Source organism: Parasphingopyxis sp. CP4, assembly GCF_013378055.1.
Taxonomy (GTDB): domain Bacteria; phylum Pseudomonadota; class Alphaproteobacteria; order Sphingomonadales; family Sphingomonadaceae; genus Parasphingopyxis.
Genome location: NZ_CP051130.1, coordinates 2,270,555 through 2,294,298 on the forward strand (window position 1 = coordinate 2,270,555; position 23,744 = coordinate 2,294,298).

The window sequence follows — 23,744 nt, forward strand, 5'->3', positions numbered from 1 at the left end:
TCAACTTTCCGCCAGCCATTGGCGATAGCGCCGATTGAGTGCGTCATAGCGCGGATCGCTGCGCAGATCGTCGAAAAATGGACTTTGCACGATGCGGATAAATTGCGCGGGCGAGGTGCGTAGCATCATCATTTCGATGAGCTCAAAAACAGTGTCCCGGTTGTCGCTAATCGCATTGGCGACGACAACAACAAAACCCTCTTCGATCAGCATCTGATTGTCAGGCGGCGGATTGCCCAGCAGCCCCCGGGTGCTGCGCTCCACTTCAGCCGGATTGCCTTCGATAGCAAACAGTACCGGAAGGATTTTTCGCGCTTCGACATCGTCGGGATCCTCGGCAAGAATTTGCTCAATCCTGGGCCGCAGCGCGGCGACCATGTTCGTCGCGGCGTCGCTATCGCCCAATCGCAGGAAAGCAAAAGCATGATTCAGATCGAAATAGTTTAGAAAAGGCGGCTGGTTGCGCGGTGCTGGCCATTTGGCAACCAGCCCGCGGATATCTTCGTCACTGCCCGCATAGAAAATCATCTGGGTGCGAAACATGTCATAGGAGCCGGAATCGAAGGCATCGATCGCCGTACAATCCGCCCAGGCGGCCGGCAGATTTCCGGCCAGCACATGGTTGGTTGTGCTTGCACCGAGCAGATAGGCCGCCCCCGGGCTGATCGTCAGACCCCGATCGAGCAGGCCGCGCGCCTCTTCGATGCGACCGACCAGGCCCAGCGTATAGCTGAGGTCACCAAAGATATTGATGCGCAATGGATTGAGGCTGAGGGCGCGGCGAAAAGCGCTCAATGAATCGTCGAATGTGCCCTGGCGTCGGGAAACCGAGGCAGCCATAGACCAGATATCTGAATTGCTCGGGCCTGCCTCCGAGGCCCGGCGCAGATAATCGCTGGCGGCGTCAAGATCTCCCAATACCCAATAATGATAGGATCCCATTGCCCATAGGGTGAGCGGGCTGTTTGGGGCCATTTCGACGGCTTGGTCGAGCGCATTAACGGCCAGGGCAAGATTGGTTTCGCGTTCCGCGCCAGACCAATATAGCGAGAGCAGCGACATTGCCTTTTCGGCATAGGCATTGGCAAAGGCTGGATCGAGCGCAATCGCCCGGTCGAAAAGTATGACTGCCTCGGCAAATCCTTCCTCTGTGTTATCACCATAGCGCCCCAGAATGCGGCCTTCGAGATAGAGCCGATAGGCTTCAGCATTCTCGGTCGGCGTCTCCTCTATCACCTGTTGCTCGGCGTCGGTGAGGACGGTGCCGAGTTCGGACACGATTCCAGATGTGATCTGCTGTTGGGTGCGGAAGATATTTTGGGCATCGATCCCGGTGACGATCGAATCCTGCCACACATCGTCTCCGGAATCGCCGATCGAAAGCGTCACCGATATCCGAGCCTGATCGCCTGCGCTTTGCACCGATCCCTTAAAGACGTGGCTGACGCCAAGCTCGGCAGCAATTTCAGCGATCGGCTTGTCGCTCGCCTCATAGGCCATGACTGACTCGCGCGCGATAATCGATAACCCGCTCAAGCGAGACATTTGTGCAAGCAGCTCATCATGCAGGCCGCGCGCAAAAAACGCGCTATCGTCACTCTCCGTCAGATTGCTGAACGGCAAGATTGCGACACTCGGGCCGTCAGATGCTGGCGTAACAGCATCCCCCTCACCATCACGGGACATGACGAACAAGCCAGCCAATGCCGCCACCCCGCCAACGGCAACGGGTATCGCAAAGGGGCTCTTCAACAGCTGCCGCCGGGACATGCCGACCGGGATCCGGCTCAGATGCTCGCTCACCGATCCGCGAATCTTCTGCTCGATGGCATCGAGCAGCTTGTCGGTATGGTCGGACGGCACCGCGCCGCTCCACCCGGAAAAGTCCAGTGACTGGAACTGACGATAGCCAAGCGGCGGGGGGTCGCCGTCTAGGCTGATTGGAATCATCTTCTCATTCTGAGCGGCCGTTTCCGCCTCGTCTTTCACCCAACGCGACTTGCGGGAATGTTCAGACCACAGAACAATAACGACCTTGGCCGCATCCAGCTTCGTTTCGATATCGTCGGAAAACCGCTCTCCGCCGTCAATCAGCTGATCCCACCAAAAACTGTGGTCACTATCCTCAAGCAGAGCGGCGATGCTCGTCGCTGCCGGAAGATCCGCGCGCGCGTAGGATATGAATATATCGGCCAAAACACCCCCTTGGGCCGAAAAATGGTCGGCCAGCGAACGATAGCTCGCTTGGGTAGAATGCTAATGCAGATCGGAGCAGAAACACAAGCAAAGAGACGATGGAAGGCCCACAGATTTGCGCCGGGTTTCGGCGCGAAAGAATATTGCGTTCTCTATGCAGGATCGCTATAGCGCGCGCTTCCGACGAAAGCTGAATGAACTGTCCGGCCAGTATGGGCTGCCGAGGCCGTTCGCAAATCGTCAAAACCGAGGAGACGAAAATGCCCAAGCTGAAGACCAAGAGCGGTGTGAAGAAACGCTTCAAAATCACCGCCACCGGCAAGGTCAAGCACGGCGTCGCTGGCAAGCGCCACCGGCTGATCAGCCATAATTCGAAATATATCCGCCAAAATCGCGGCACCACCAAACTGTCCGACGCTGATGCGAAGACAGTCAAGAAATGGGCGCCCTACGGGCTGCGCTAGGAGGTAAGCGAAAATGGCACGAGTAAAACGCGGGACAACGACGAAAACCCGCCACAAGCGACTTCTTAAAGAAGCCAAGGGCTATTGGGGCCGCCGCAAGAATACGATTCGCGTGGCACGCCAGGCGGTCGAAAAGGCCGGTCAGTACGCCTATCGCGATCGCAAGGTTAAGAAGCGGAACTTCCGCGCATTGTGGATCCAGCGGATCAACGCTGCGGTACGCACCGAAGACATGACCTATGCCCGCTTCATGCATGGCCTGAAGCTGGCCGGTGTCGAGCTGGACCGCAAGGTTCTGGCCGATCTCGCGATGAACGAACCCGAGGCATTTAGCGCCGTCGTTGCCCAGAGCAAAGACGCGCTCTCAAAAGCCTGAGGCAACGACAGCAATCGCCGGTAGCAACATCGGCAATTCACACTAAAAGGGCGCGGGGAGCGGAACGGCTCCACGCGCCCTTTTTCGTATCACGCTATTCGAAACGGACAGAATGATGGAACAGCTGAAGCAGGAACTCTCTGCGGCGATCGATGCAGCGGACAGCCTCGATGCGCTCGATGCCGTGCGGGTACAGGCGCTCGGCAAGAATGGCGCGGTCACCAGCCTCCTCAAGACACTCGGTTCGATGACACCGGAAGAGCGCAAGGTCGAAGGGCCGCGCATCAATGGCCTGCACAGTGACATCGCCGATGCGATCGAAGCGAAGAGAGACGCGCTGGCCGATGCCGAGCTGACCAAACGCCTCGCCTCGGAAACGCTCGATCTGTCGCTGCCGGCCAAGGATCGCCCCAAGGGATCGGTGCATCCGGTGAGCCAGGTGATGGATGAGCTTGCCGAAATCTTCGCCGATCTCGGCTTTGCCGTCGCCACCGGCCCCGAGATCGAGGATGACTGGCACAATTTCACCGCGCTCAACATTCCCGAAAGCCATCCGGCGCGGGCGATGCATGACACTTTCTATTTCGGCGAAAACCAGATGCGCGATGGCCAGCCGATGATGCTGCGCACCCATACCTCGCCGGTGCAGATCCGCACGATGACCGATCAGGAGCCGCCGATCCGTATCATTGCGCCGGGCCGCACCTATCGGTCTGACTCCGATGCGACCCACACGCCGATGTTCCACCAGGTCGAGGGTCTGGTGATCGATCGCGACATCCATATGGGCCATCTCAAATGGACGCTCGAGACTTTCGTAAAGGCCTTTTTCGAGCGCGATGATATCGTGCTGCGCCTGCGCCCGAGCTATTTCCCCTTCACCGAGCCATCGGCCGAAGTCGATGTCGGCTATTCGCTGAAGGACGGGAAACGCATCATCGGCGGCGATCCGAACACCGAAGAAGGCGGATGGATGGAAATCCTCGGCTCGGGCATGGTCAATCGCAAGGTGATCGAAGCCTGCGGACTGGATCCCGATATATGGCAGGGCTTTGCCTTTGGCTGCGGTATCGATCGCCTCGCCATGCTCAAATATGGGATGGACGATCTGCGCGCCTTTTTCGACGGCGACCTACGCTGGATCGAACATTATGGATTCTCGGCGCTTGATGTGCCGACGTTGAGCGCGGGAGTGGGCGCATGAAGTTCACCCTGTCATGGCTGAAAGAGCATCTCGATACCGATGCCGATCTCGATACCGTTCTCGAAAAGCTGACGGCGGTCGGGCTGGAGGTTGAGGGCCTGGAGAATCCCGGCGATGCGCTGGAGGGATTCCGTATCGCCCAGGTCATTTCGGCGGAAAAACATCCCAATGCCGACAAGCTGCAGCTGCTCAAGGTCGATACCGGCTCGGGCGATCCGGTGCAGGTCGTGTGCGGCGCGCCCAATGCCCGCAAGGGCATGGTCGGCGTCTTTGCCGCGCCCGGCACCTATGTGCCCGGCATCGATGTCACGCTTGGCCCGGCCAAGATCCGCGATGTCGAAAGCTTCGGCATGATGTGTTCAGAGCGCGAGCTGGAACTGTCCGACGAGCATGAGGGCGTTATCGATCTCGACGAGAGCGTGGCTGCGCATATCGGCGACAGCTATGTCGAATGGGCGGGGCTCGACGATCCAGTGATCGATATTGCGATCACGCCGAATCGTCAGGATTGCATGGGTGTGCGCGGCGTTGCGCGGGATCTGGCTGCGGCCGGGCTCGGCACGCTCAAACCGCTCGCCGTTCCAACGATTGCCGGCGATCGCGCGCCTTCGATAGAGATCCGCACAGACGATCCGGAAGGCTGCCCGGCCTTTTTCGGACGCACCGTGGCGGGCGTTGCCAATGGCGCCTCGCCAGACTGGATGCAGAAGCGACTGCGCGCGATTGGCCAAAAACCGATCTCCGCGCTCGTCGACATCACCAATTACATCATGATCGATCATGGTCGACCGCTGCACGTCTATGACCGCTCGTCACTGGGCGATGCGATTTTCGCCCGTCGTGCGACGAATGGCGAACAGGTCGTCGCGCTCAATGGCAAAGAGTATACGCTCGACGACAGCATGACCGTGATCGCCGACGAAATGGGCGTCCACGATATTGGCGGCATCATGGGCGGTGAACATTCCGGCGTGCAGGACGAGACGTCCGAGATCGTCATCGAATGCGCTTATTTCGATCCACCCCGCATTTCCCGGACCGGCCAGAAGCTTGGCCTGATGTCGGATGCGCGCGCACGCTTTGAGCGCGGTGTCGATCCCGCTTTCCTGGGCGATGGCCTGGCCATTGCAACGCAACTGGTGCTCGACATGTGCGGCGGCACGCCGTCTGGGTCCGTCGAAGCAGGCGCGCTGCCAGATGATAGCCGGACAATCGACTATGATCCGACATTGTCTGCAACATTGGGCGGACTGGCGATCCCGAACGATAGGCAACGCGCATCGCTTGAGGCGCTGGGCTTTGGCGTAGAAGGCGATGGGCCGTTTCGCGTCACCCCGCCAAGCTGGCGCCGCGATATTGTCGGCGCGCCCGATCTTGTCGAAGAGGTTTTGCGCCTCGAAAGCCTGGACGCAATTCCCTCGGTCGCCCTGCCGCGTGCCGATGGCGTCGCGACGCCAACTGCCTCACCGGAGCAGAAGCGCGAGCGAACCGTGCGCCGGGCTGCGGCTGCACGCGGGCTCAATGAAGCCGTCAATTGGAGCTTCATTCCCGAGAGCGAAGCAGCACTGACGGGAGAGGCACCCTGGATCCTCGCCAATCCGATCAGCGAAGACATGAAGGTGATGCGCACCTCGATGATCCCGGGCCTGGCCGCTGCGGCCAAGCGCAATGCCGATCGCGGCGCTGCGAGCATTCGTTTGTTCGAGATCGGCCGCCGTTATCTGGAAGAGGAAGAGCGTGCGACACTGGGCCTGATCCTGGTCGGCGAAAAAGCCGCGCGGCATTGGCAAGGCAATGAACCACCGTTCGACGTCTATGACGCCAAGGCTGAAATCCTTGCGCTGCTCGAAGCCGCCGGTGCGCCGGTCGGCAATCTGCAGCTCTTTGGCGACGCCAGCTCGCTCTACCATCCGGGCCGTTCCGCGCGGCTCTGCCTTGGCCCAAAGAACATGCTGGCTGAGTTTGGCGAACTGCATCCTGCGACGCTCAAGGCGCTTGATCTGGACGGACCGGCCATGGCTGGCGAAATCTACCTCGATGCGATCCCGATGGGCCGCAATTCCGGCCATATGCGCAAAGCCTTCACGCCCCCTGCCCTGCAGGCCGTGACCCGCGATTTTGCGTTCCTGGTGGATGCGGATTCCTGCGCCGATACGCTGCTTCGCGCGATAAAGGGCGCGGATAAGCAAAGCCTGGTCGATGCGCGCATCTTCGATGTGTTCGCCGGCGAAGGCGTACCTGACGGCAAGCTATCGATCGCCGTCGAAGTGACGCTGCAACCGCAGGACAAGAGCTTCACCGAAGAAAATCTGAAAGCGATTTCGGACAAACTGGTGGCTGCTGCGGCGAAGGTTGGGGGTGAGTTGCGGGGGTAGTAAGGACAAGGCTTCGACAAGCTCAGCCCAAACGGGTTCTGAACACCAATCCCCACCCCGCTTACCCTGAGCCTGTCGAATGGTTGCCTTTCTGCCCTCAGCTGCTGGTGCTTACCGCCCCAACAAGAATACCGCTTGTTCGGCGAGAAGGTTTGCCGCGCCGGCGCCGCGTTGGCGGTTGCCGCTCAAGTACCAGGCCTGTTCCACCGCAATGCCCTGCTGGCCAATCAGCGCGCGGAAATCGTCAATCGTGACGTGATGGATATTCTCGGTCGCATACCAGCTTAAGGGCAGCGCGCCGGTGACCGGCATCCGGCCGCCAAACATCAGGTTTGCGCGGACCCGCCAATAGGCGAAATTCGGAAAGCTGACGAATGCGCGCGGGGCGATGCGCAAGAGCTCGGTCAGGATCGCATCGGGCGCCCGGGTCGTCTGCAGCGTCTGGCTGAGGATCGCATAGTCGAACGCGCTATCCGGATAGTCTGCAAGGTCCGTATCGGCATCGCCTTGCACCACCGACAGGCCCTTTGCCATCGCCTGGGCAACATTGGTGGCGTCAAGCTCTAACCCGCGGGCATCGGCGCTTTTCGTTTCGCGAATTGCCGCCATGAGGCCACCATCGCCGCACCCGATATCGAGCACGCGCGCGCCTTCGGGCAGGTGATCGGCGATAATCGCCAGATCGGGACGAAGCGCGCTGGTCATGCCCGGCCCTCACCGGCTTTCAGGAACCCGTCGATCACATCATTCATGCCCGGTGTATCGAGCAGGAAGGCGTCATGGCCGAAGGGCGAGGAGAGTTCGACAAAACTGACTTCCGCGCCGCCGGCATTGAGCGCACGGACGATCATCTTGGCTTCGCTGGTCGGATAGAGCCAATCGCTGTCAAAACTGATCACGCAAAAGCGCGTGTTCGATCCGGTAAAAGCATTGGCGAGCAGGCCGCCATGTTCCTCGGCCAGGTCAAAATAATCCATCGCGCGGGTGATATAGAGATAGCTGTTCGCATCGAAGCGATCGACAAAGCTGATCCCCTGATGCCGCAAATAGCTTTCGATCTGGAAATCTGCGTCAAAACCGAAACTTTTTGCGTCCCGCGCCTGAAGCCGGCGACCGAATTTCTCGGTCAGCCCTTCTTCGGAGAGATAGGTGATATGGGCCGCCATCCGGGCGACGGACAGCCCCTTGGTCGGCTGTTCGCCGTCAGAGTAATAATCGCCGCCGCGCCAATTGGGATCGGCCATGATCGCCTGGCGCCCGACCTCGTGAAAGGCAATATTCTGCGCCGAATGCCGGGCCGCTGTCGCAATCGCAACGGCCGAGCGGACGCGATCGGGATAGCAGGCCGCCCATTGCAGCACCTGCATGCCGCCCATCGAACCGCCGATCACCGCCTGGAGCGTCTCGATACCCAGATGATCAACGAGCATTGCCTGTGCACGCACCATGTCCCGGATCGTGATCACCGGGAAACGCATCGCATAAGGCGCACCGTCTTCGGCGGCGCTCGCCGGGCCCGCACTCCCCATGCAGCTGCCCAGCACATTGGTGCAGATCACGAAATGACGGTCCGTATCAATGGGTTTCCCAGGGCCGACCATCGAGGTCCACCAGCCGGGCTTGCCGGTCAGCGGATGCTCGGACGCGACATATTGATCCATGGTCAGTGCATGGCAGATGAGGATTGCATTGGAGCAATCGTCATTGAGCGCGCCATAGGTTTCATAGGCGATCTCGAGCGGCGCCAGCGATCCACCGCCATCGAGCATCAACGGCCCGGGCAAGGTCACAGCGCGCGCGGCGCCAAAAGGAGAGCTATCTTCCGCCATGGAAAGGCGGCGCTAGGGCGCAAAAGGCCAGCTTGTCAACGAAAGCGGGCGATTGGCGGACAATCTTGTCTTCACCCGTTTGGGCTGAGCTTGTCGAAGCCTTGCCCTTCACCTTTGCGCTGCCAAAGAAAGTGCAGCCCTTCGACAGGCTCAGGGCAAACGGGGTCTTCGAAGTTGTGCCGATAGGTGATCGGCGCCAGCGGATTACTCGGATCTTACATCTTTTTCGGTTTGAGCCTCCCGAGAATCTCTCTATTCCCGCCTGTATGACAGGCCCAACGCCCAAATCCTGGATCACGGCGATCACGCCCTATGCGCCCGGCCGCTCGAGTTCCGGTTCCGATGCGCCGACGATCAAGCTATCGTCGAACGAAAATCCACTTGGGACCAGCGAACAGGCGCAATCCGCACTGGCCGACGAACGCGGTACATTGGCCCGCTATCCCGATCCCAATTCGACCGCCTTGCGCACCGCTCTCGCGGAGCACAATGGCATTGAGGTTGATCGCATTGTCTGCGGAACGGGATCGGATGAGATCCTGCATCTCGCCGCCGGCGCCTATGCGAGTATCGGTGATGAGATCCTCTATGTCCGCTATGGCTTCATGGTCTATCCGCTGTCGGCCCGGCGGGTTGGAGCGACACCGGTCGAGGCCGACGATGCCGACTATGCGACCGATATCGATGCGTTGATTGCGGCAGTTACACCGGCAACCAGGGTGATATTCCTCGCCAATCCGAATAATCCGACCGGCACCTACACGCCGATCGCAGAGATTGCGCGACTTCATGACGCCATGCCGGAGGATTGCCTGTTGGTAATCGACCAGGCCTATGCCGAATATCTTGATCCGGACGAGGCGGTGCTGCCGCTTGAGCTGGCGCGTAAAGCCAATAACATATTGGTAACACGGACATTTTCAAAGATTTACGGACTGGCGGCTGAACGGGTCGGCTGGGCCTATGGTCCGGCACCGGTGATCGAAGCGCTGAACCGCATCCGCGGACCATTCAATGTCACAACGGCAGGCCAGGCGGCGGCCTTGGCAGCACTGTTTGATCAAGATTTTGTGGAAATGAGCCGGTCGCATAACCAAAAATGGCGCGACTGGCTGGCAGCGCGGATCGCGGCCATGGGCAATGCCGGGCTGCGCGCGATACCCTCTGAAACCAATTTCCTGCTGATCCTGTTCGATGGCGCGCTATCCGCCGAAGCCGCCTATGAAGGCTTGATGGAGCGCGGCTACATCACCCGCTGGCTGCCGGGACAGGGCCTGCCCGATGGTCTCAGGATATCGATCGGGACCGAAGAGGAAACCCGGGGAGTTGCCGCGGCGCTGGAAGGCCTGGTTTCCGCTACTCTGTAGTTTCTTTCTCGAATGCGTTGATGAGTGCATGCACACGCTCTTCAATCTCTTCGCGGGGCAAGCCGACGGGGATCGGATCGAAGAAGCGATAGGTCACCGTGCCGGGATATTTGATCCAGCTATCCTTGGGCCAGACATGGCCACTTTTGATCGCAATCGGAACGACCGGTAGTTTGAACATCTTGTAGAGCCCGGCAAATCCAGCCTGAAGTTCGGGCTGTTCGCCCGGCGGGACGCGCGTCCCTTCCGGGAAGATAACAACCGATCGCCCATGCGCGAGTACCTTTTTCGTGCGCTTCAGCATCGCCCGCATCGTCGCAGCACCGCCGCTTCGATCCACGGCAATGCCACCATATTGAACCGCCAACCAGCCCCAGCCCGGAATCTCGGTCAGCTCCTTTTTGAGCACCGGGGCCGGCGTATCGAGCAGGTTGAGAAAATCGAGCGTTTCGAACATCGCCTGATGCTTGGCGGCGAACAGATATTGGCCATCAGGCACTTCGCCCTCAATCTGCACCCGAATGCCAAGCAAGACGCGTGCGCACTGGCGATGGAAACGCACCCAGGCATAGATCACCGCATGCATCGGCCGCTCGCCGAGCAACGCGCCAAACAGCGCTGCAATCACCCAGGGAATGGTCATGCCATAAAAGACGATGAAGAAGAGAATGGACCGGATTGCCGCCATTTCGCGCTACAGCCCGACCAGCGCGCTCACCCGGCGCAACAGATATTTATTATATTCCAGAAAGAGTTGCATGAAGCTGGGATCGCTCGCCACCGCATCGGGCAGCAGCGTCACGCCGGCATCCAGCTCTCGCTCCAATTCGTAGCGTGCACGCGGCATATGCCAGTCTGTCGTCACCAGCCGAACCGTCGTGAAGCGATTTTCGCGCATCCAGCGCGCAGCCTCTGCACCATTGCTGCGTGTATCGACGGCTTCCTGGCCAAGATCGATGCAGCAATCGAACAGCGCTTCTGGTTTGCCGATTTCCTCCGCCAGTTCCACCGGGCGGACGGTGCGATTGACGCCGGAAACAAGCAGGCGATCCGCCTCCCCGGCCTCGAGCAGTTCAACGCCGCGCTCAATCCGGTTTTCACCGCCGGTAAGGACAATGATCGCATCGGTATGTTGCGGGCCCGCCGGGCCGGGCAAGGTGATCACAAAAAATGCGAAGCCAAGCGCCCATAGGAGCAGGATCAGAGAGAGGATGCGACGAACCATGGAACAGCCTTATAGCATCTTCCTGAGCACACCGATCACGGTGAACCGTGCTACAAAGGTCGACATGACCGCCCCCAATAGCGGCAAAAGGAGCAGAGTAAACCAACCCCAGAGCGGCAGCGACGCCGAGCCCAACAGTTCCGAGCCAACCGCGCCGATCCGCTGGCCGAGCAGCAGAAGGACGATGATGGCGGACAAAAAGCCGACAATCCCGCCGAGCAAGGCATCGATTGCAATCCGCCGCTGGAAAAGCCGCGCAATCTGAACATCCGTCGCGCCCATCAAATGCAACACTTCAATCGTCGCACGGTGCGTGTTGAGCGCCGCGCGCACGGCAAGGATTACGGACGCCGCCAACGCGCTCGCCGTCAGCAGAACCAGCGCCAAAGCAAGCCAGGTAAGTGATCCAATCAATCCCGCAAGCGGCGCGAGGAACTGCGCATGATCATCCACCCGGGCAGAGGGCGCGACCGCAAGGATCGCTTCTTCGACGCTTTCAAGGTCGGCATGGGTTTCGGCGTTCAGGTCCGCATCGATCATAGTCGGGACGGGGATCCCTTCTTCCTGTCCGGCGGCACCAATCCAGGGCTCCATTAGCGCGTCGATTTCGGAATCCGGGACACGGATCACTTCATTCACCCCGTCCATTGCTTGTAATGCGGCCATTGCCGCTCTGGTCTGTTGTTCGCGAATATCGGGATTGGCCTCAACAATCTGGACGGTGATGCGCTGCGCTATGCTGCCGGTGACATTGCTCGCGGCATGGTTGAGCGCCAATCCGCCGGCTGCCGCCAGCACGGTGAGAAACATCATGATCGCAATCACCCAGGGCATCGGGCCCGATAGCCGGCCTTCGGTCAGCAATCGGCGTTCGGCAGGCGTGGCGGCAAAAGGTAACGTCATGTCTTGCGCTTCCGGCCTGTGCGCGGTTCGCGCGGCGGATTGCGGAGCAAGCCAGTAGGGTCAGACAAACGCCCGCCTTCGAGTCGCATCATCTGAGCTGCGGACACCCGGCTCAACAAATGCACGTCATGCGTCGCCACCACCAAAGTCGTACCCAGCTTGTGCAACGCATCGAAGAGATGCAGCAGGCGCGCGGCCATTTCGGGATCGACATTGCCGGTCGGCTCATCGGCAATCAGCAATTCCGGTCGACCGATCACCGCCCGGGCGATAGCAACACGTTGTTGCTCACCGCCAGACAAGGTCGCGGGTCGCGCACTTGCGCGATCGGACAGGCCGACCCAGGCCAGCATTTCATTCACTGGCGTCGCCAGCTCTTCCTCATCAACACCTGCGACCCGCAGGGGCAACGCAATGTTATCAAAGGCAGAAAGATGCGGCACGAGCCGGAAATCCTGAAACACCACACCGATCCGGCGCCGAAAGCCCGGTAGCCGATCGCGCGGCAAAGTCACGACATCTTCGTCGAACAGGCGGATCAAGCCGCGACTGGGCCGCAGGGCAAGGTAAAGTAGTTTCAATAATGACGTCTTGCCCGCACCGGACGGGCCGGTCAGAAAATAGAAGCCGCCGCCGTCGAGCGAGAAGCTGACGTCAGACAGTGTTTCCGCCCCGGTTCCGTAGCGTAGTCCCACATTTTCGAACTGAGCGATTGTCGATGTCATCGCCGCAGCAATGGCACAGCGCGCCATCTGCCGTAAAGCACACAACGCAGGACGCGACCATCTTGCCAGCCGACCCCCTGCGCGCGTAGATCACACCAGACTTTGCAATCAGTTGGCGTACCATTCGGATGATCCTCGTTTGCCCGGCCTGTTCTACCCGTTATCTGGTGCCTGACACGGCAATCGGTGTCGAAGGCCGCCAGGTGCGCTGCGCCAATTGCAAGAACAGTTGGTTTGCCGAGGGCGCGGAAACGGTTGTCGCGCCCGCACCGCCTCCCCCTCCGCCTCCGCCCGCGCCGGTCCAGCAGGAGTTTCCGGATCCACCGCTCCACCATGACGAAGAAGCAGCGCCAGCGGCCAAAGAACCGTCTTACCAGGCGCCAGCGAGTGACGATCCCGATCCGTTTGCCCATGAACCGCCATTCAAACCGCGTCGCAATCCAGCAAAAATGTGGACCGCGATAGCTGTCGGCCTGTTCCTTGTGCTCGGCGCCGGGATTGGCGCAATTGCATGGTTCGGTCCGCCTAGTTTTGTTGCGGGATTGGGCAGTGAGGCTGGCGATAGCGCGCTTGATGTTCAACTTGTGCGTTCGCCGGAACGGCGCACGCTCGCCAGCGGGCATGAGCTGCTCTCTATTTCCGGCCGGATCGTCAATATGACTGATGAGGAGCAGCGGGTGCCCGATATTCGGGCAGAGCTCCGCAATGCGCAGGGCGCGGTTGTTTATGATTGGACGATCCAGGCGCCACAACAATCCCTTCCCGCGCGCGAAATGGTAGAATTCAACTCGGCCGAGATCGATATTCCGCGCAACGCCGAGGAACTCAATCTCAGCTTCGTGCCATTTGAAGGGGCATAGTCAGGAGGCCGGCATCCATATCGGGATATTGACTGGCGGCGGCGATGTACCCGGGCTCAATGCCTGTATCCGGGCGATTACGCTCGGCGCTCTTGACGAAGGCTGGCAAGTCACCGGGTTCCGACGCGGCTGGCGCGGCTGCCTGTCCATCGATCCCGATGATCCGGCCAGCATCGAGGCCCAGACCTGGAATCTCGATCGTGATCGGGTTCGCGGGATTGACCGGATCGGTGGCACTATCCTCCATACATCGCGGACCGATCCGCGCACCCAGGAGAGCGGCGATCGCACCGATCATGTGCTGCGCGTGCTGGATCACCTCGGTATCGATGCGATGATCACCTTGGGTGGGGACGGAACGCTGCGTTTCTCCGCGCATCTCGCCGATCAAGGCTTTACCGTGATATCCGTGCCCAAGACGATGGATAATGATGTGTTCGGTACCGATTATTGCATCGGATTCTCCACCGCAATCACCCGCTCGGTCGCCGCGATCAACGCGCTGCGCACCACGACGCGCAGCCATGAGCGGATTGGCGTGATCGAGCTATTTGGCCGAAGATCGGGCGAAACGGCGTTGCTTTCTGGCTATCTCGCCCAGGTTGCGCGCACCGTAATTGCCGAAGTTCCCGCTGATCCGGACCGACTGATCCCGCTCCTTGCGGAAGATCGCGCCAATAGCGGTGAAAATTACGCGATGTGCGTGATTTCCGAAGGCGCGCGGATTTCCGGCGAAGAGGCCAATAGCGATCTCGCCAAATCCGCGAGCCACCGCAAAGAGGGCGGTGTTGGCCAGCGCCTCGCACGCCGGATCGAGGCGGATACCGGGATTGGCACCGTTGTCCAGGAACTCGCCTATCTGATGCGGTCAGGCGAACCCGATGCAATGGACAGAATGGTGGGTTTTGCCTTTGGTGGTTTGGCGATCCAGCTGCTGCGGGATGGCAAGAAGGGGCGGATGGTAGCGCTTACCGACGGAAATTACTGTCATGTGCCGATCGCGACACTGCTTGAGCAGGAAAAATCGGTGGATACGGCCAATCTCTATGACAGTGACGCGTATCGGGCAAAGCTGTTGCGGATCGAAGGCATGCCGATGTTCCTCTATTAGAGGAAATTATTCGAATTCGACCAATCGATAGGCGCGATTCTCACCCGATACTGCCGATGAAGCTTCGTACCGCGTCACTATGCGCCAATTCTCCGAAAAGCGCAGATTTGCAGGCGTTTCAGCCTGGCTGAAGTCGATCCGCTCGGCTGGCAGGATCGTGGCAGTCGCGCGCGCGCGCACCACGGCGCCGCTATCCGACGCAGCCGCGATCAGGAAAAGGGCAGAGACAAATGCCATGCCCCTATGGCTAGGCCGCAAGAATCGGCCCGAAAAGGTAAACAAATGGTTAATGGGTGGAGAAAAGAGGCTTAATGGCGCGAATTGCGCATTTATTCCGCATCAGCAGGCCATTGGGCGCTTTTCGGCCATTGCGCCTGCCCCTGCCCTTTGCTAGAGGCACGCGCCTGCCAGACGCCGGCTTCGGGCCGGTGACAATATAGAGTGCGGTCGTGGCGGAACTGGTAGACGCGCAACGTTGAGGTCGTTGTGGGCTAACGCCCGTGGAAGTTCGAGTCTTCTCGACCGCACCATTTTCCAAAAATTTCAAAAGGTTGGCGTCGCAAGAAGTTGCGCGGCGCGACTTTGCGTCTGTCAGACTCAACCTGGCGGTTGAGCGCGGTACCCGGTTTGGATTGTCAGAAACTTCCTTGCGGAAGTTCGCGGCACCAGCCCGCTCCCCCTCCCGACCGCCCATTAAGTGTACCCTGTGGGCGGCCGGGAGGGGGAGCGGGCTGGTGCCGCGCTCAACCGCTAGGTCGAGCCTGACAAACGAGTACCCAAATCCCGCTATTCCGCCGACGCAGTTTCGCCGGCGATCGCGATCGTGCCGAGGCGGACGATATCATTATCATCGGTAACAAAGGCACGCCGGCCAAGCATGGCATTGGCACCAATCGCCTGGGCCGAGAGTTCCGCCATGCGGATGCTATATTCGCCATACGGCACGCCTTCGAAGAGGAAGAAGCCGTCGAAATCCGTACGGACTGTTTTTACGACCCGGCCTTCGATATCGAGCAGCTCGAGATCCACGCCTTCGAGCGGACCACCGCCAGCGCGGACCAATACGCCGTCAATCTCTCCGGCACTGACCAGAGGAATCTCCACAACCGACGCAATTCCGGGCCGCGGCGTGATGACGACACCCGGTCCACGCGGCTGAACAAAGGGGTCGGACAGCGAAGATGTGTCGATACCGACGAGAATCGGTCGATGCGGCGTCAATCCGGTAACAACCGCGGTTCCGCTCTCATCAGTCGGTTCATTGGCGGGCGCGCGACCGGTCGTGACCTGTACGCCCTCTTCAAACGGCTCATTTGCCTGGCGGACGCCGTCATTATTGAGGTCGCGATAGACCCGGGCGACGGCACGGCCACTGCTCGCGAGCTTGTCGGCGGTCATCTGCAGCCCGCCGCGCGGGCTCGGGCCCAGGCTGAAAGCGAGATTGAGGCCCGCCGCGACAGATCCGTCGGTTGCCGCCTCCGCAGACGCCGTCAAAGCCAGGCGATCGAAGCGCCGCACATAGCCGACACTCGCGCGAGCGCGGTTCAAAGTGGCCTGATAGCCCAGTTCTGCGCGCCAAGCGCTATTTTCGCCGCTCCCCCAGTCAGCGGTGAGCGACGCACTTTCAAATCGGCTATTGGGAGACAGGCGCCAGCGCGCTTCACCTCTCAGGCGAACGCGCCCGATCCGGCCATTGGCCAGGATCGCGGCATCGGTCTGATCCGGCGGGCCGATTGCACCCGTGGCGCCTTGACGTCGATAGCCAAGCTCGCCGGTTACCGCAAAACGGCGGAAATTGGCGGAAATCCGGGCTGCAACGTCCAGCTGGTCAGAGGAATCTGCGCGGGTTTGATAGGTCGCTTGCACGCGAACCGGCATGACGACCCGGCCCAGGTTCAAACTATGATCGACGGCGATACTGTGGCGGCCGGTTGTGTTCAGCGCATAGCGTTCGGTCCGGAAATCCCGGGCGATCATCGATTCAGCGCTGATATAGGCTCGGCCGAAGCGCCCAAGAAACTGGGCGCGGGCCGCATAGCCGCCATTATCCGCCCATGCGGCGGTGACTTCGACAAGGGCGGGGCCGATTGCCCTGCGCACCGATCCTTCCACCACCGTCACGCGTTCGTCCGCGATGACCAGGTTGTTGAGCTGAAATGCCAAGGAAGTCCGGGCGTTCAGGCCGCGTTCGAGACCAAAACCAGCCCGCCAATGATTGCCGCGGGTCGATCGACGATTGTCGAGATTGACCAGATCGCGATTATCCTGGCTCGCGCCGGCCCAATACCAGGTTTTCCGGGGCGGAATACTCGCCGCGCCGACATTGATAACCTCGGTATCCCGCCGAATCTGGCCTTGCGGGCCATAAAGGACGATCTCGAACCGGTTTATTCCGTAGCGCAGCTCGACATCGACAAATTCATACCGGCCATCGCCGCGATCCATCGAAAAGGCCAGTAATTGGCCGTTTCGGTAGAGTTCGGCTTCCCAGCCATCGGGCAATTCACCGCGAAAAGTGCGGCGATCGAAGCTGGACGGCTGGTCAAGCGGACGGTTGGTGATGATGGCACCGCGCCCGGGCGTCGGCTGCACGGCAATCGGCGATGTTTGGCTTGAAACATCGCCAATTGCGAAATGAGTAGCCCGCAACGGACCCAACAGATCAGCAGTAGGAGAACTGCGAAAAGCGCGCATTCTCAACGATCTGGGGACACCGCGATCATCTGACGCCAGTCGGGCATCAACCGATGCCGTCAATACTTCACCGGCCGCATAAATCTCGTAACGCCGCTCAAATCCGCTATCGCCGCGCTGCCGATCGCTTAATCCACCAATGGAAACAACGACATCGACGGACGGCGTGCGCCACATGCGATACGGCGTATCGGCCTGTGGCAGCCCGGAAAGGTCAAATTCCAGCTGCGGACGCAGCGAACTGGCTCGCGCCTGACGCTCAAGCGCGCGTTCGACCGGCAAAGGCTGGTCGGAACTGAGGATTAGCACCGCATTGCGCAGATCTGCTTCCATTGTGACGCCAAACCAGGCGGCAAGCGCCTGGGTCGACACACACCAGCCCTCTGGCGTGTCGAAAACGAGGCCGGAGGGCAGGTTTTCCGATAATTCTCCATGGCGGACGCGATTGCGCGCGCGATCAATAACAATCTGATTTTCTTCAGTAAATGCCCAGCCCTCGGCGCGGTTCGCGGTTTCATCGATGGTAATCGGCACATCGAGCGCGGCAATCGTATCGGCAAGGTCGATGCAAATGCTGCCCGGGGTTTGATAGCCTCTGACGCCGTCTCCCAGGCGATATTCGCCGAGCCGGACGTCAAACAGGAGGGAATCGTCGGGGTGCGCTTCCCATGCACCTTGCGCAGAAGCGCCGGCCGCCCCGAAAAGGGCCGCCAGCGCGGCAAATATATGGGTTGTTGTGCGTTTCCAGCGAAGCATAGGCCTCGCTCCCCCCGATGCCCCTTAGCGGAGCACCGCCTCGACTTCGGCGATCAAACCACCACCGACGCTATCGGGCTCGCGATACTGGATCCGCACGGGACCGGCGATACTGCCTTGAAATTCCTCGGAAACCGGGATCGTCACACTGCGATGACCGATTTCGGGATAGACCGCTACACCGCGGGCGCGGGCCAAGGGCACATCGACGCCTGGGCGGGTGATAGTGACCTGGCCATAGGTCGATCGATCGCCTTGGCGCGAGACGTCAAACGCAATCGCCTGACCGCCATTTTCCCCTACAATCCGGGGGTTAGCGATAGCGGCGGTGGCCGAAAGACTGCCGTGGCGGACGATAATCGGGATGGTGACGCCATAAATCGGGATCAGACGAATTTGAAACCCCTCTCCGCTGGCTGCATCCTGCTGCTCAGCCGCCGGACGCGGCCGCGGAATGGCGCGAAACAGCATATGGACGCGATATTCGCCGTCAGGCAGGCCTTCGGGGGCCCGGGCACCGATCCGGATCGCCTGCGGCTGGTTCGGCGGCAGCACGACACGGCGCGGCGCATAGCGGATCATGCCGAGTGCGGCTTCTTCGATTTCGTTAGGAATTTCAACCTCTTCAAGCCCACCATCGGCCGTCATCCGGCGCAATTCGAGCGAAATCCGATAGGTTGCTTCCTCGGTTCCGATATTGTTGAGGATGACCTGGGTACCGCGCGATCCTTCGAGGACCACCCGGGTCGGCGCGACCAGCAGGTCATTGGCCTCAACCGGTGCTGGCGCGGCAATTGCCGCCGTTGCAAGCGCAAGGGCAGCCACACCCCAGCGAGTGCGCAGTGAAAGGCTTTTGCAAAGCATGAGTCCGTCTCCGTCTATTCATAGTCGAGGACGATGCGTCCCCCCCGTAAGTGCTCACAGAACCTTGCAAAAACTGGTTACTTTTCCGTCAAGAATTGGGGGCTGAACGCAAAGAAAAGCCCGGCCGCGCTGATGCACGGCCGGGCCAGGTCTTTGAAGCTGCGCGGATCTAGGCGATCCGCACTGCTATGTTATTGATAATCAGCAGTAACGTCGAAGCTACCCGTATAGGTGCCCGCAGCCTGGTTCGCAGCAACGGTGATCGTACCGCCAACATACAGAGCCACAGCCGAACCGGTCATTGCCAGCGTGCCAGCCGAACCCGACAGAGAAATCGGCATGCTGTTCGTGCCGCCATCGGAAAGCGAAGTCAGCGTGCCGAGCGTGATGTCGACATTAAGGCCATTGGCGCCCGTAACGTCAAAAGCAGCCGAGCTAACGCTGGCAGCGCCGGCGCAGGTCAGGCCACCGCAGTTGCGGGTGCCGGCTGCGTCTGCAGAAACCGAAACGTTTGCTGCAGCAGCCGTATCCGGAACGATCGTACCGAAGTTGAGGCCGGCAGTGTTAACAATCTGAACCTGCTCGAGAATTTCGGCAGTTGCAGTAGCGCTGGCGGTAGCTGCATTTGCAGCAGTCGTGCCCATGGCCATAGCCGAACCGGCAACGAGTACAGTGATAAGCTTTTTCATTGGTAATGTCCCTTTTTCCACATCCGTAATTTTGGTCGAACGGAACGTGTCCCCCGCGCCATTCAGCATCCCTTCTGGCGGATCATGTTTCAGATATTGCAAATGACTATGGTTAAAGCGGGCTTAACTTTTTGCTGGCGATAACCTATTCATATTCCGCGTTAATTCTCATGGTGCCGCGAAAACTGCCGACATCGGTGCCATCAACATCGAGCCGCCCGCCGAACGAGAAGCGCAGGAATCCATCGCTGCCGATGCGAGGCTGGGCAGGCAGATCGCTTTGCAGGTCCCGCAGTTCGGTGCGGCGCCCGCCAGGCGCCCGTAAAACCACTTCATTGGGAAGATCGACGCGCACGGCACGGCCGGGTTCGCCCTCGATCGTAACACTGCCCCGCATGGCCATGCCGCCCAGATCAATCAGACGAGTCAGGCGTCTTTGTCCGGTTTGCGGGTCGATTTCGGCCTGTCCGCCCTGATAATCCATCAAGGCCATGCGATCGAAATCGAGATCGGTTTGGATATTGATGCGTAACGGACGCCTTGGCTGACCGCGCTCGACAATTGGTGCGGCATCGTCACATAGACGACAACTCCCCTGTGCCGTAGCGGCATCAGGCGCAACAAAGGGCGCAATCGCCGCGACGAACGCCGGCAAAATGAAGATAACCCGTGCCATTATGCCCTTAATTGGGGTTAACCATTCAATATATCGTTAAAGCGCAAAGCCTGTCATGAAGGGATTGCGCTACCCGACGCGTCGATTACGAAAGATTTCCATAGTGTCGCACACCACGCCTCATATTAACGGCATCGGCGCCGCAACGCCGGATCACGATATCCACCATGCCTTTATCGGCTGGGCGGGCGATCAGTTGCGCGATGATCGCGACAAGGCGGTGTTCCACCGCATGGCCGACCGCGCCGGGATCGAGCATCGCTGGTCCGTGCTGCCAAAAGGCGAAGATGGCGGATCGCCGATCAATCCGGGCGGGTTTTACGCCAATGGCATGCCGCCCACCTCGCGGCGAATGCAGCATTATGCCGAATCCGCGCCGCGCCTGGCGGTCAATGCTGTCGCCAACCTTCCCGAGGAACTGGATCCCGACAGCATCACCCATCTGGTGGTCGCAAGCTGCACGGGTTTTACGGCCCCCGGCCTCGATCAGATCGTCGCCCGGATGCTGGGCCTGGATGGATCGATAGAGCGCACACTTGTGGGCTTTATGGGATGTTATGGCGCGGTGACGGCGCTCAGAAACGCCTATCATATCGTTCGCTCCCAGCCTGAGGCGCGGGTGCTGGTTATCACGACCGAGCTATCGACCCTCCATCTCCAGCCGGATGACGCGCTCGAGCCGCTGCTTGCCATGCTGTTGTTTGGCGACGGCGCCGCGGCGGCGATTGTCAGCGCAAAGCCGCAGGGATTGGCCATGGAACGGCAGTTTGCAGCAACCTTGCCGGAATCCCAGGCGCTGATCCAATGGCATGTCGGCGATACCGGTTTTGCCATGCATCTTTCGGGCGAAGTGCCCGGCCGGATCGGCGACGCCTTGAGCAGCGACGAGTTTCGCGGCGCGATCTGCAACGGCACCGGCCCGGAAGGCATTGACAGCTGGGCGGTGCATGGCGGCGGTCGGACAATCCTGGATGCAGTGGAGAAGGGGCTGGGCATTGCCCCGGACGCGCTTGCCATTTCGCGCGATATCCTGCGCGAGAAGGGGAATATGTCCTCCTCCACCCTGATGTTTGCGCTGGAGCGCGTGATGCGCGGACCGCCGGCTGAAACCGGCGTTGCGATCGCCTTTGGGCCGGGCCTTGCCGCCGAAGGCTTTGGCTATCGGTCGGCCTGATGGCCAATCTCGCCCAGCGCGCCATTACCGAAGAGCAGATGGATGCGCCGGACCTCGCACCCGAAATCTATGCCGCCGTGCTGGCGGATCTCGAGAAAGCGAACCGCTGGACCTTCTCGGCGCGTTCGACGCTCAGCTATCTCCAGCGCGCCACCGCTGGCCTTGATCGCTTCAGCCTGCTCGATGTCGGCTATGGCGAGGGCGGCATGCTGCGAACGATTGCGCGCTGGGCCAAGTCACGCGGGATCGCGGCGCGGCTGATCGGCGTCGATCTCAATGCCAAGAGCCAGGCGGCAGCGGAGGCAGCCACACCAGACGATCTGACCATCGATTATCGCACCGGTGACTATGCCGATTGCGAAGCCACAGACTTCATCGTGTCCAATCTCGTTGCGCATCATATGACGCATGACCAGCTGATCGCATTCTTGCGCCATATGGAAGCGAGGGCGGGGAAGGGGTGGCTGGTCAATGATCTTCACCGGCACAGATTTGCGCATTTCGGCTATCCGCTGCTTGCAAGACTGATGGGTTGGCACCCGATGGTCCGCCAGGACGGGCAGCTGTCGATCGCGCGCAGCTATCGCCCGGCAGAATGGCAATCCTTACTGACAGAGGCGGATATCGCGCCCGGCACGGCTCGGGTCGTGCGGCGTTTTCCGTACCGGCTATGCGTCGAACGGCTGCGTTAGTCGCCGGAGCAGGCCCAGCCGGGCTGGCAGCCGCCATCGGGCTTGCCCGCGGCGGCGCGAAACCGCTGGTGGTCGAGCGCCATCGCGAGACGCCGGACCTGCTATGCGGCGGCTTTGTCAGCTGGCAAACACTGGAGACGATCGAAGAGCTCGGCATCGAACCGACACGGCTTGGCGGGCATGCGATCGATCGGGTGGGGCTGTACGCAGGCGATCAAAGCAGAGCGGCCAGGCTCCCGAACAAAGGGATGGGGCTTTCCCGAAGACGGCTGGACAGTCTGTTGCGCGAGGCGGCCGAGGCAGCGGGCGCCGAGATCGAAGCCGGTACGGGCCTCAGCGCCGCCAATAGCGACGGCGAGGCCCGGCTTGCCGATGGCAGCGAGATCACCGCTGAGGCGCTGTTCCTGGCCACCGGCAAATATGAGCTGCGCGGCCTCAAACGCCCGGTCGGCGAACCGTCTGCAGATCCCTGGATGGGAATCCGCTATCGCCTGCCCGCCTCGGCGCGGCTGCAGGACACACTGCATGGCGCGATCGAAATGCATATCGTGCGCCATGGCTATGCCGGGCTGTTGCTGCAGGAAGATGGCAGTGCAAATCTGTGCATGGCCGTGCGGCGATCGCGGCTGCGCGAAGCGGATGGCGATACACGCGAACTGCTGCGACTGCTCTCCCGCGAAACACCGAGCCTTGCTGATCGATTGGACGGCGAGACAATCCCGGACAGTGTCGATGCGGTGAGCCGCGTGCCCTATGGCTGGCGTGTGCGAGAGGGTCAGCATGGCATATTCCGGCTTGGCGATCAGGCGGCCGTGATCCCGTCTCTGGCAGGGGAGGGTATCGGCATAGCACTCGCCAGCGGTGTCCAGGCAGCCCAGGCCTATCTGTCCGGCGGCGCTGAAGCCGCGCCCGATTTCCAGCGCCGTTTCGCACGATCCACCCGGCGGCCGGTGGCCGTGGCCAGCGCCTTGAAGCGTATCGCCGATCGTCCAAGACTGGCTCGCCGGGCGCTCTCGCTCGCCGCACTGCCGGGACTGGTCGGCTTTCTCGGCGAGGCAACCCGAATCCGCGCTTGATAGGAGCGGGACCAGACCCCATATTTCCGGCATGGACAAAATCGAACGCACCGACGCCGAATGGCGCGAACTCCTCACCCCGGAACGCTATCATGTGTTGCGCGAGGCGGGCACTGAGCCGGCTTTCGCTGGTGAGCTCAATGATAATCACGACGCGGGCGACTATCTGTGCGGCGCGTGCGCGCTGCCCCTGTTCGAGAGCAAGGCCAAATTTGACAGCGGATCGGGTTGGCCAAGCTTTACCCAGCCGGTGAGCGAAGAGGCCGTCACTGATCATCGCGACATGAGCCACGGCATGATCCGGACCGAATCACGCTGTGGGCGGTGCGACAGCCATCTCGGTCATGTCTTTCCTGACGGCCCGCCACCCACGGGCCTGCGCTATTGCATGAACAGCCTGGCGCTCGAATTTCGGCCGCTCGACAGCGAATAAAGCCCGAAACCCGGGGCGGAATCTACCCGTCCCGATTTTCCGGCTGATCGTCCAT

The 23,744-nt window shown here is 60.6% G+C and carries 23 protein-coding genes and 1 tRNA gene; 12 read left to right on the forward strand and 12 right to left on the reverse strand.

The annotated features are described in order from the left end of the window. Complete coding sequence (locus tag HFP51_RS11040; RefSeq protein WP_176875773.1) at nucleotides 1–2,196, reverse strand: TIR domain-containing protein; 2,196 nt, start codon at nucleotides 2,194–2,196, stop codon at nucleotides 1–3. A gap of 260 nt (nucleotides 2,197–2,456) precedes the next feature. On the opposite strand from HFP51_RS11040, the gene rpmI reads away from it, so the two are divergent. The 4 genes from rpmI to pheT all read left to right on the forward strand — a co-directional run bounded on the left by rpmI (nucleotide 2,457) and on the right by pheT (nucleotide 6,615). Then, complete coding sequence (gene rpmI / locus HFP51_RS11045; protein ID WP_176869918.1) at nucleotides 2,457–2,660, forward strand: 50S ribosomal protein L35; 204 nt, start codon at nucleotides 2,457–2,459, stop codon at nucleotides 2,658–2,660. A gap of 13 nt (nucleotides 2,661–2,673) precedes the next feature. Next, nucleotides 2,674–3,036: a 50S ribosomal protein L20 gene (gene rplT, locus HFP51_RS11050; protein ID WP_176875774.1), complete on the forward strand. Its 363-nt coding sequence runs from the start codon at nucleotides 2,674–2,676 to the stop codon at nucleotides 3,034–3,036. 112 nt (nucleotides 3,037–3,148) lie between these two features. Next, nucleotides 3,149–4,240 (forward strand): phenylalanine--tRNA ligase subunit alpha, encoded by a 1,092-nt coding sequence (gene pheS / locus HFP51_RS11055; protein WP_176875775.1) that lies wholly within the window; start codon nucleotides 3,149–3,151, stop codon nucleotides 4,238–4,240. After that, the gene (gene pheT / locus HFP51_RS11060; protein WP_176875776.1) at nucleotides 4,237–6,615 is read left to right on the forward strand and encodes a phenylalanine--tRNA ligase subunit beta; all 2,379 of its coding nucleotides are present in this window, start codon (nucleotides 4,237–4,239) and stop codon (nucleotides 6,613–6,615) included. The genes pheS and pheT overlap by 4 nt, the downstream gene beginning before the upstream one ends. Before the next feature lie 111 nt (nucleotides 6,616–6,726). Here the strand turns inward: pheT and metW are convergent, their stop codons facing one another. Both metW and HFP51_RS11070 read right to left on the reverse strand, forming a co-directional pair. Continuing rightward, on the reverse strand, nucleotides 6,727–7,320 hold the full coding sequence (gene metW, locus HFP51_RS11065; RefSeq protein WP_176875777.1) for a methionine biosynthesis protein MetW: 594 nt from the start codon (nucleotides 7,318–7,320) through the stop codon (nucleotides 6,727–6,729). After that, entirely contained in the window at nucleotides 7,317–8,444 is a 1,128-nt protein-coding gene (locus HFP51_RS11070; RefSeq protein ID WP_176875778.1) for a homoserine O-acetyltransferase, read from the reverse strand. Before HFP51_RS11070 ends, metW begins: the two co-directional genes overlap by 4 nt. 266 nt (nucleotides 8,445–8,710) lie before the next feature. On the opposite strand from HFP51_RS11070, the gene hisC reads away from it, so the two are divergent. Next, nucleotides 8,711–9,811, forward strand: a complete 1,101-nt coding sequence (gene hisC, locus HFP51_RS11075; protein WP_176875779.1) for a histidinol-phosphate transaminase — start codon at nucleotides 8,711–8,713, stop codon at nucleotides 9,809–9,811. Here hisC and HFP51_RS11080 read toward each other — a convergent pair. The 4 genes from HFP51_RS11080 to ftsE are packed head-to-tail and all read right to left on the reverse strand — an operon-like array spanning nucleotide 9,801 to nucleotide 12,664. Beyond that, nucleotides 9,801–10,499 carry a 1-acyl-sn-glycerol-3-phosphate acyltransferase gene (locus HFP51_RS11080; protein WP_176875780.1) on the reverse strand — a complete coding sequence of 233 codons (699 nt, stop codon included), beginning with the start codon at nucleotides 10,497–10,499 and terminating at the stop codon, nucleotides 9,801–9,803. The two genes, hisC and HFP51_RS11080, sit on opposite strands and share 11 nt — an antisense overlap. A gap of 6 nt (nucleotides 10,500–10,505) precedes the next feature. Continuing rightward, on the reverse strand, nucleotides 10,506–11,036 hold the full coding sequence (locus HFP51_RS11085; protein ID WP_176875781.1) for a YdcF family protein: 531 nt from the start codon (nucleotides 11,034–11,036) through the stop codon (nucleotides 10,506–10,508). A 9-nt stretch (nucleotides 11,037–11,045) separates the two neighbouring features. Next, nucleotides 11,046–11,939, reverse strand: a complete 894-nt coding sequence (locus HFP51_RS11090; RefSeq protein WP_176875782.1) for an ABC transporter permease — start codon at nucleotides 11,937–11,939, stop codon at nucleotides 11,046–11,048. Next, the gene (gene ftsE / locus HFP51_RS11095) at nucleotides 11,936–12,664 is read right to left on the reverse strand and encodes a cell division ATP-binding protein FtsE (protein WP_176875783.1); all 729 of its coding nucleotides are present in this window, start codon (nucleotides 12,662–12,664) and stop codon (nucleotides 11,936–11,938) included. Before ftsE ends, HFP51_RS11090 begins: the two co-directional genes overlap by 4 nt. A 167-nt stretch (nucleotides 12,665–12,831) precedes the next feature. On the opposite strand from ftsE, the gene HFP51_RS11100 reads away from it, so the two are divergent. After that, a complete protein-coding gene (locus tag HFP51_RS11100; protein ID WP_370462915.1) occupies nucleotides 12,832–13,524 on the forward strand; it encodes an MJ0042-type zinc finger domain-containing protein in 693 nt (230 codons plus the stop codon). Continuing rightward, nucleotides 13,511–14,635: a 6-phosphofructokinase gene (locus HFP51_RS11105; RefSeq protein WP_255454645.1), complete on the forward strand. Its 1,125-nt coding sequence runs from the start codon at nucleotides 13,511–13,513 to the stop codon at nucleotides 14,633–14,635. Before HFP51_RS11100 ends, HFP51_RS11105 begins: the two co-directional genes overlap by 14 nt. 6 nt (nucleotides 14,636–14,641) lie before the next feature. On the opposite strand, the gene HFP51_RS11110 is transcribed toward HFP51_RS11105, so the two are convergent. Then, a complete protein-coding gene (locus HFP51_RS11110) occupies nucleotides 14,642–14,872 on the reverse strand; it encodes a hypothetical protein (protein WP_176875785.1) in 231 nt (76 codons plus the stop codon). 206 nt (nucleotides 14,873–15,078) lie between these two features. Here HFP51_RS11110 and HFP51_RS11115 point away from each other — a divergent pair. After that, nucleotides 15,079–15,165 (forward strand) — tRNA-Leu (locus HFP51_RS11115). Nucleotides 15,166–15,421: 256 nt separating this feature from the next. Here HFP51_RS11115 and HFP51_RS11120 read toward each other — a convergent pair. The 4 genes from HFP51_RS11120 to HFP51_RS11135 all read right to left on the reverse strand — a co-directional run bounded on the left by HFP51_RS11120 (nucleotide 15,422) and on the right by HFP51_RS11135 (nucleotide 20,314). Continuing rightward, nucleotides 15,422–18,085, reverse strand: a complete 2,664-nt coding sequence (locus tag HFP51_RS11120; RefSeq protein ID WP_176875786.1) for a collagen binding domain-containing protein — start codon at nucleotides 18,083–18,085, stop codon at nucleotides 15,422–15,424. 24 nt (nucleotides 18,086–18,109) lie between these two features. Next, a complete protein-coding gene (locus HFP51_RS11125) occupies nucleotides 18,110–18,949 on the reverse strand; it encodes a molecular chaperone (RefSeq protein ID WP_176875787.1) in 840 nt (279 codons plus the stop codon). A 191-nt stretch (nucleotides 18,950–19,140) separates the two neighbouring features. Next, nucleotides 19,141–19,638, reverse strand: coding sequence for a DUF4402 domain-containing protein (locus tag HFP51_RS11130; RefSeq protein ID WP_176875788.1), 498 nt, complete (start codon nucleotides 19,636–19,638; stop codon nucleotides 19,141–19,143). A gap of 145 nt (nucleotides 19,639–19,783) precedes the next feature. Continuing rightward, on the reverse strand, nucleotides 19,784–20,314 hold the full coding sequence (locus HFP51_RS11135; protein ID WP_176875789.1) for a DUF4402 domain-containing protein: 531 nt from the start codon (nucleotides 20,312–20,314) through the stop codon (nucleotides 19,784–19,786). A 103-nt stretch (nucleotides 20,315–20,417) separates the two neighbouring features. On the opposite strand from HFP51_RS11135, the gene HFP51_RS11140 reads away from it, so the two are divergent. The 4 genes from HFP51_RS11140 to msrB are packed head-to-tail and all read left to right on the forward strand — an operon-like array spanning nucleotide 20,418 to nucleotide 23,689. Then, entirely contained in the window at nucleotides 20,418–21,488 is a 1,071-nt protein-coding gene (locus tag HFP51_RS11140; RefSeq protein WP_370462916.1) for a type III polyketide synthase, read from the forward strand. Then, nucleotides 21,488–22,180 carry a methyltransferase domain-containing protein gene (locus HFP51_RS11145; protein ID WP_176875792.1) on the forward strand — a complete coding sequence of 231 codons (693 nt, stop codon included), beginning with the start codon at nucleotides 21,488–21,490 and terminating at the stop codon, nucleotides 22,178–22,180. The genes HFP51_RS11140 and HFP51_RS11145 overlap by 1 nt, the downstream gene beginning before the upstream one ends. Continuing rightward, the gene (locus tag HFP51_RS11150; protein ID WP_255454646.1) at nucleotides 22,084–23,256 is read left to right on the forward strand and encodes an NAD(P)/FAD-dependent oxidoreductase; all 1,173 of its coding nucleotides are present in this window, start codon (nucleotides 22,084–22,086) and stop codon (nucleotides 23,254–23,256) included. Before HFP51_RS11145 ends, HFP51_RS11150 begins: the two co-directional genes overlap by 97 nt. Nucleotides 23,257–23,287: 31 nt before the next feature. Continuing rightward, entirely contained in the window at nucleotides 23,288–23,689 is a 402-nt protein-coding gene (gene msrB / locus HFP51_RS11155) for a peptide-methionine (R)-S-oxide reductase MsrB (RefSeq protein WP_176875793.1), read from the forward strand. Nucleotides 23,690–23,744: the final 55 nt, after the last annotated feature.